The following is a 7193-nucleotide window of genomic DNA, read 5'->3' on the forward strand; positions in this document are numbered from 1 at the left end:
GGGCTCCGTGGGCGGCGGGTGGGGCGTGGGCGGCCAGGCCGGGGCTCAGCCTCTGATCCACTCACCGTCGCGGCAGGTCCACTTGATGCCGAGCCAGCTCCAGTCGCTCTCGCCGTCCTTGTAGGTGCGGGCGCTGGCGCTGACCCGGCCCATGAAGCCCACTCCCGACACCCAGAGGCAGGAGTGGCCCTCCGCGGGGAGGGCCCGGCGCTTGGTCGGGTCGTCGTCGGGGACCACGCACTTCTTGAGCTTGGAGAAGAAGATCTCGTCGTCGCGTGGGCACTTCGGATCGGGGTCGGTGGCCGCGCGCGCGGACGTGCCGGTGGCCATCGCTCCGGCGGTCAGCGCGGCCGCCACCGGTAGGGCGGCGGCCACGGCGGCGATCCGGCGTTTCCTCATCGGCATCCTTCTACCTCACTTTCTGTCACCAGAATGACTACAGAAAGTGAGTTTCCCTGTTCGGGGCGGAGTCAATCACGGGACCGCGGAGGCGTCCGGTCCGGGAGGCGACGGCCAGCCGCCAACCTCTCGCCGCGTCAGTGGCTCGCGGTGTCCTCGGGAACGCGCGGGGCCGGGCTCGCGGCCGGTGCCGGTTCCGTGCTCCTGGTCAGCCACAGGCCGGTGAGCACGGCCGTGGCCAGCGTGACGACGCCGGCGACGAGGAAGGCGCTGTCGAGCCCCTGCTCGAAGGAGGCGCCGCCGGACTGCCGGGTGCGGACGACGGCCCCGAGCACCGCCACGCCGAGGACCGCGCCGATCTGCCGGGTGGTGCTGCTGACGCCCGACGCCAGGCCGCCCTCCTGCGGGCTGACCGACTGGATGGCGGCGCCGGTCAGCGGGGACATGGTCAGGGCGAAGCCGATGCCGACGACGGCCAGCCGCCACCACACGTTCGCGTAGCCGGTGTCGGCGTGCACGTAGCCCAGCGCCAGCAGGCCCAGCCCGGCGAGCGCCAGCCCGGCGGTGACCATGATCCGGAAGCCGTGCCGGGCGGCGAGCCGGCCCGCGAACGGGCTGACGACGACCATCGCGAGCGTGGCGGGCAGGGTCTGCACCCCGGCCCGCAGGATCGAGCTGCCCTGGACGTAGACGAAGAACTGGGAGAAGAAGAACGACGAGCCCATAAGCGCGAAACCGACCACGACCATCGCCGTGTTGGAGACCGTGAACAGCCGCTGCCGGAAGAGCCGCAGCGGCAGCATCGGAGCCGCGACCCGCCCCTCGACGACCAGGAAGACGGCGAGGATCGCGGCCCCGGCGGCGAAGCTGCCGAGGATCACCGGCGCGGTCCAGCCGCGGGAGCCGCCCTCGATCAGCCCGTAGGTCAGCGCCCCGACGCCCAGGACGGACAGGACCGTCCCCGGGACGTCGATCGCCGGCGCGTTCGGGTTGCGGGACTCGCCCAGCGTGCGCAGGCCGGCGACCAGAAGGACCACGCCGACGGGCAGGTTGACCAGGAAGATCGCGGGCCACCCGAAGGCCTCGACCAGGACGCCGCCGGCCAGGGGTCCGGCGGCCAGGCCGATGCCGCTGAATCCGGCCCACAGTCCGATCGCCCTGACCCGCTCCTGCGGAACCGGGTACGCGGCGGCGAGCAGGGCCAGCGAGGCAGGGCTCAACGCCGCGGCTCCGACGCCCTGCAGGACCCGCCCGGCGATCAGCCAGCCGATCGAGGGCGCGGCGGAGCACAGGACGGACGCGGCGGTGAACACCACGACGCCGGCCAGGAACATCCGCTTGCGGCCGAAGCGGTCGGCGAAGACGCCGCCGGACAGCAGCAGCATGGCGACCAGCAGCACGTAGGCGTCGACGATCCACTGCAGCCCGGTCAGCTGGGTGTGCAGCCGCTCCTGCATGTCGGGCAGCGCCGCCCCGACGATCGTGTTGTCGAGCAGCACCATGAACTGCCCCAGGCAGGTCACCGTGAGCAGGGCCGCCCGATTCGGCGCGGCCGCCGGGTTCGGCGCGGCCACCGGCGGTGCAGACGTCATCATGTTCTCCTAAAGCAGGTCTCTACTGCGTTAGGAACCTAGACGGCCGAGGCTCTAAACGCAACTGCGGGCTGCGCTAAGGTGGGGCGCATGGAGGAACGAACGCCGGTTCGGCGGCCCGGCGGGCGCAGCGCCCGTGTCCGCGCGGCGGTGCACCAGGCCGTCACGGACCTGGTCGGCGAGCGCGGCTACGGCGAGTTCACGGTCGGGGACGTCGCGGCGCGCGCGGGCGTCGCCGACACCAGCGTCTACCGCCGGTGGGGCACTCTGGAGGCGCTGCTCATCGACGTGGCGCTCACGCGGCTGAAGGCGCAGTCGCCGATGCCCGACACCGGGAGCCTGGCCGGTGACCTGCACGCCTATGCGGCGCAGGTGGCGCGCGAGATCACCGGATCCGACGGCCTGGCCGTGTTGCGCCTGGTCGTCGCCCTGTCGAACCGGGGCGAACGGGGGCTGCGGGCGCGTGACGACTTCCTCGCGGAGCGCGCCCGGCTCATGCAGGCCATGCTCGACCGCGCCGCCGAGCGCGGCGAGAACCCGCCCGACGCGCTGGACGTGCTCGACCACGTGATGGCCCCGATGTACATCCGCGTCCTGTTCGGCGCGGGCCCGCTCACCCCGGACTACATCGCCGGCCTGGTCGACCGGTTGCTGGGGCGCGCCTGATCCCTGGCCGCCAGGGTGAGAAGGCGCTCACCTTCATTCGAACCATCACTGTCCGCAGCTGTCTCGCAACCTAGTGTGAATGGGTGCGGGCCGACGCCGCCCGCGTCCTTTCCCGGCACCGAGACAGGGGAGCGACGATGACCTCCAACGACACGCCCACCACCGGCGGCATCCCGGCCGGGACCGGCGGGGGCACCGGCGGCGCGGTGGTCAACAGCGGGACGGCCTGGGAGAACTACTGGCACCAGGTGGACCGGGGCGAGCTCGCCGAACCTCCCTGGAACGCGGCCTCCGGCGAGACGCCGGTGCCGTACCTGGCGATCATGCAGCAGGCTCTGCCCGCCGACCTGCCCCTCGTGGACATGGGCTGCGGAGACGGAAGGCTCACCCGGCACCTGTCCCGGCACTACGACCGGGTGATGGGGCTGGACGTCTCGGCCAGCGCGATCGCACGAGCCCGCCAGGATCCCGGGGCGTCCAACGTCGAGTACGAGGTGCTGGACCTGTCCGACGAGGACGGCGCGCAGCGGCTCGCCCACCGGCTGGGGGAGGCCAACGTGCACATGCGGGGCGTCCTGCACGCCATGCCGCCCCACACCTGGCCCGCCGCGCTGCGTGCCCTGGCCACTCTGACCGGCCGTCGCGGACGCGTCTTCGACATCGAGGTCCGCCACGACGGCGCGCACCTGGGGCAGGGGTCCCGCAGCCGGACCCTGATCGCCCGGCACGGGCAGGCCCCCGACCGCGTCGCCGACGTCGGACGGGCCGGCCTGAGCCTGCAGAGGATCGACGACCTGGCCGCCCTGTTCCGGGACGCGGGCTGGCACGTCGTCGAGGCCGGGCACGAGACCTACACCTCCGACATCCGCCTCCCGGACGGCAGCCTGGTGGACTACCCGTTCCAGTACGTGCTCGCCCAGCCGGTCCGGTCGCCGTCCAGCTAGCGGACCGACCGGAGGACGCGGGCGGGGGTCATCGCCTCCGTTCGCCGAGCAGCACGGGCAGCGCGCTGACGCTGTTGCCCAGCACCGAGACCAGGGGAGGCAGCCGGTCCGGGCGCTCGGCCGGCGACAGGCACGGGAACGCCCGGAACAGTTCCGCCAAGGCGACCCGCGCCTCCAGCCTGGCCAGGGACGCTCCGAGACAGAAGTGCCGCCCGCGCCCGAAGGACAGGTGCTCCTCGGGCGGGGCGGCCAGGTCGAACCGGTCGGCCCGGCGTCCGTAGCGGCCCGGGTCGCGGCCCGCCGACGCGTAGCACGCCAGGACGGCCTGGCCCCGGTGCACCCGGACGCCGCCGATCTCCAGATCGCGCACCGCGTAGCGCATCGGAAGGTAGGCCGTGGGCGCGTCCCAGCGCAGGCACTCCTCCACCACCGCGCTCCACGGACGGTGCCCGCCGCACACCGACTCCCGCTGGCCGGGCATGGTGAGCAGCGCCCGGACGGCGTTGGTGACGAGGTTGACGGTGGTCACGTGCCCGGCGACGAGCAGCAGCTCCAGCGTGTCGAGCACGTCCTCGGCGAGCGGCTCCGAACCGTCCCGGTGGCGCCCGTGGTGGCCGCGCGCGGCGATCAGGTCGCCGATCAGGTCCTCGCCCGGCGCCCTTCGCCGCCGGCGCAGGACCTCCCCGAGCAGGTCGCGCAGCCGGGCGCGTGCGGCGCTCACCGCGCCGGGCGCGCCGCCCGTCCTCGCGGCGGTCTCCAACTGCTCGTGGATCGCGGGCCGCAGGGGACGCGGGACGCCCAGCAGTTCGAAGATGACGTCCCGGGCGAGCGGGTAGGCGTACCGCGCCCGGAGATCGGCGGGGCCGGCGGACCGTTCGGTGAGCTCGTCGAGCAGGCCCGTGGCGATCTCGGCGATGCCCGGCCGCAGCGCCTCGATCCGGCGCGGGGAGAAGGCTCGTGCCAGCGGGCTCCGCAGGCTCCGGTGGCGAACGCCCTCGGTGTTGATCAGCGAGGTGTCGGCCGCCATCCGGCCGATCGTGGACCGCGGGCGTGCCGCCGCCCGGGCCGCCGCGTCCCAGTGGCGCACCTCCCGCGACAGGTCCGGATGGGTGAGGACGGCCTCCAGCGAGTCGTGTCGGGCGGCGGCCCACGCCACCGTCCCCTCCACCTCCACCAGGGCCAGCGGGCCGGCCCTCCTCAGCCGCACGCCGTCGGCGTGGACGTCGGGAGCGGCCGGATTGATGACGTACCGGCCGCACGCGTCATCGGTCACGGTCCGGGTCCTCTCGGTCAGGACGGCGCCGGGCCGCCGGTCCCGCTCTGGTAGCGGAGGCGCAGGGCGGCCTTGTCGGGCTTGCCGGCGGGAGTGCGAGGGATGCGGTCGACGAACCACAGGTGCCGCGGCTCGCAGCGCCTGCCCAGCGTCTCGCGGACCAGCAGGCGGAGCTCCCCGGGGTCGAGGCGGTGTCCGTCCCGTCCGACGACGACACCCGCCAGGAGCGGCTCGACCGGGTGCGGCAGGGTGAACACGGCCGCCTCCACCACCGCCGGATGGCGGGCCAGGACGTGCTCGATGGGATGAGAGTAGATCCCGCCGGGGAGCCGGTCCTCGACCCGGTCGACCAGGAACAGGAAGCCCTGTTCGTCGAGCCGTCCCAGGTCGCCGGTGTGCAGCCAGCCGTCGTGCATAACGCGGGCGGTGCGTTCCGGGTCGGCGAGGTAGCCCCGCATGCGCTGCGGGGAACGGACCCACACCTCGCCGACCTCACCGGCGGGCAGCGCCGTCCCGCGCTGGTCGCGGACGCTCAACTCGACGCCGGGGACGGCGCGGCCCGCGCTGCTCAGGAGTTCGGGCCGGGCGTGCTCGGCCGGGGAGAGCGCGGTGATGAACCCGCCCTCGCTGGTGCCGTAGTTCTGCGTCAGCACCGGCCCGAGCAGCTCCAGCGCCCGCGCGGTGCGGGCCGGGACGGCGGCCGCGCCGCCGTACACCGCCAGCCTCACGCTCTCCAGCCGGGTGCCGGACGCCTGGAGGTGCTCGGTGAGCGCGTAGAGGTCGATCGGCCGGCCGGCGAGCAGGTGCGTCACCTGCGCGCGGCGCACGGCGGCGGCCACTCGCTCCGGCCGGCGGTCGGGCTGCAGGTGGACGGCGCCGCCGCCGGCCAGCGTCCACCATGCGACCAGGTCGGGCAGGTACCGGGGCGCGGGCGTCACCAGGAACCGCCACGGCCCTGGTCCGAACAGCGCCTGCGCCGTCCGGAACTGGGCGGCCTCGGCGCGGTGGCTGTACGCCACCGCCTTGCGCTCGCCGGTCGTGCCGCTGGAGAACACGACCAGGCCCGTCGCGTCGGGATCGGGAGGATCGAGCACCACCGGCTGCCGCACGTCGGAGGCGAACAACCCGTCCGGGTCCTGCGCCGTCTGGGCGAGCCGGTGGACGATCGGCGCGGGATGCTCGGCCAGCAGCGCGTCCGCCTCCGCCTTCCGCGACGGCTCGTACAGCAGGACGCGCGCGCCCAGCGCCTTCATCCCGCGCGCGGCCGCCTCAACCGGCGTCTCCGGGCAGACATGGATGTAGGCGCAGCCCAGCAGGAACGCCACGACCCTGCCGACGGCCGACTCCGCCCGGTCCCCGTACAGGGAGGCGATCGCGTCGCCGGGCCGCACGCCGCGCGCGGTGAGCGTGTGCGCGCCGGCCGCCGCCATCGCCAGGACGGCGTGGCCCGACAGGCGACGCGTTCCGCACACCAGCACGTCGCGGGCGCCCGCGGAGCGGAGCCCGGCGATGACGGCCCGTCCGAGACCTCTGCCGTCCTCTGGCCTCGCCGTCATCGCCTCACCCCGTCCGCCGGGACACGTTCAGCTTGGCGACCGGGATGCCCGGGTCCCGGCCGAGGTACAGGTCGCGGACGATCTGCCCGGCGGCGGGGGCGACGCACAGGCCGTGCCCGGAGAAGCCGGCCGCGTACAGGAACGGCGTGTCGCCCGGCGCGCGGCCGATGAAGGCGGTCCGGTCGGGGCTGGCGTCCCGGACGCCGGTGAAGGCGGTCTCCAGGCGCGCCCCGGCGAGGACCGGGTAGGTGAGCGCGAGCTGCCGGGCCACCCGGGCGCGCCAGTCGGCCTGGTCGGGGCCGGGGTACCCCATCCCGACCAGCAGGCCCTCGCCGCGGCGGCGGACCAGCAGTCCGCTGGCGGCGTGCAGGGTGATCGGGATGTCCGTCGCGCCCGGCAGGGGACCGGCGGTCAGCAGTTCCTGCATGACCGGCTCGGGCAGCGGCAGGTCCACCCCCGCCATCCGGGCGATCGGAGCCGACCAGGCGCCCGCGGCGCAGACGACGGTCCCGGCCGTGACGGCCCGGCCGCCCTCGATGTCGACACGGCCCGTGACGGTGTCCACGCCGGTCACCCGGCATCCGGAGAAGACCCCGGCGCCCGCCTGCCGAGCTGCCCGGGCGAATCCGGCGACGATGGCGGCGGTGTCGGAGACGTACGCCTGCGGCGACCATGCCGCCGCCACCACCGGCAGGTCCGGACTGATCAGCGGGTTGCGCCTGCGGGCCTCGGCCGGGTCGACCAGCTCGACGTCCACGCCGAC

At 74.6% G+C, this 7193-nt stretch carries 7 protein-coding genes; 2 read left to right on the plus strand and 5 right to left on the minus strand.

The annotated features are described in order from the left end of the window. Positions 1-45: 45 nt before the first annotated feature. Both AB0J52_RS20915 and AB0J52_RS20920 read right to left on the minus strand, forming a co-directional pair. Positions 46-399, minus strand: a complete 354-nt coding sequence (locus AB0J52_RS20915) for a hypothetical protein (RefSeq protein ID WP_500183318.1) — start codon at positions 397-399, stop codon at positions 46-48. Positions 400-536: 137 nt separating this feature from the next. After that, complete coding sequence (locus AB0J52_RS20920; RefSeq protein WP_500183320.1) at positions 537-1991, minus strand: MFS transporter; 1455 nt, start codon at positions 1989-1991, stop codon at positions 537-539. A 90-nt stretch (positions 1992-2081) separates the two neighbouring features. On the opposite strand from AB0J52_RS20920, the gene AB0J52_RS20925 reads away from it, so the two are divergent. Then, positions 2082-2657: a TetR/AcrR family transcriptional regulator gene (locus tag AB0J52_RS20925; protein ID WP_500183321.1), complete on the plus strand. Its 576-nt coding sequence runs from the start codon at positions 2082-2084 to the stop codon at positions 2655-2657. Between the two features lie 137 nt (positions 2658-2794). Next, positions 2795-3601 (plus strand): class I SAM-dependent methyltransferase, encoded by an 807-nt coding sequence (locus AB0J52_RS20930; protein WP_500183322.1) that lies wholly within the window; start codon positions 2795-2797, stop codon positions 3599-3601. 28 nt (positions 3602-3629) lie between these two features. Here the strand turns inward: AB0J52_RS20930 and AB0J52_RS20935 are convergent, their stop codons facing one another. From AB0J52_RS20935 to AB0J52_RS20945, 3 genes are all read right to left on the minus strand, one after another. Next, positions 3630-4874 (minus strand): cytochrome P450, encoded by a 1245-nt coding sequence (locus tag AB0J52_RS20935; protein ID WP_500183323.1) that lies wholly within the window; start codon positions 4872-4874, stop codon positions 3630-3632. A gap of 17 nt (positions 4875-4891) precedes the next feature. Beyond that, the gene (locus AB0J52_RS20940) at positions 4892-6430 is read right to left on the minus strand and encodes a class I adenylate-forming enzyme family protein (protein WP_500183324.1); all 1539 of its coding nucleotides are present in this window, start codon (positions 6428-6430) and stop codon (positions 4892-4894) included. Between the two features lie 4 nt (positions 6431-6434). Continuing rightward, a partial coding sequence (locus AB0J52_RS20945; protein ID WP_500183326.1) for an NAD(P)/FAD-dependent oxidoreductase occupies positions 6435-7193 on the minus strand: 759 nt, incomplete at its 5' end.

This window comes from Spirillospora sp. NPDC049652, from assembly GCF_040675125.1.
Taxonomy (GTDB): Bacteria; Actinomycetota; Actinomycetes; order Streptosporangiales; family Streptosporangiaceae; genus Spirillospora.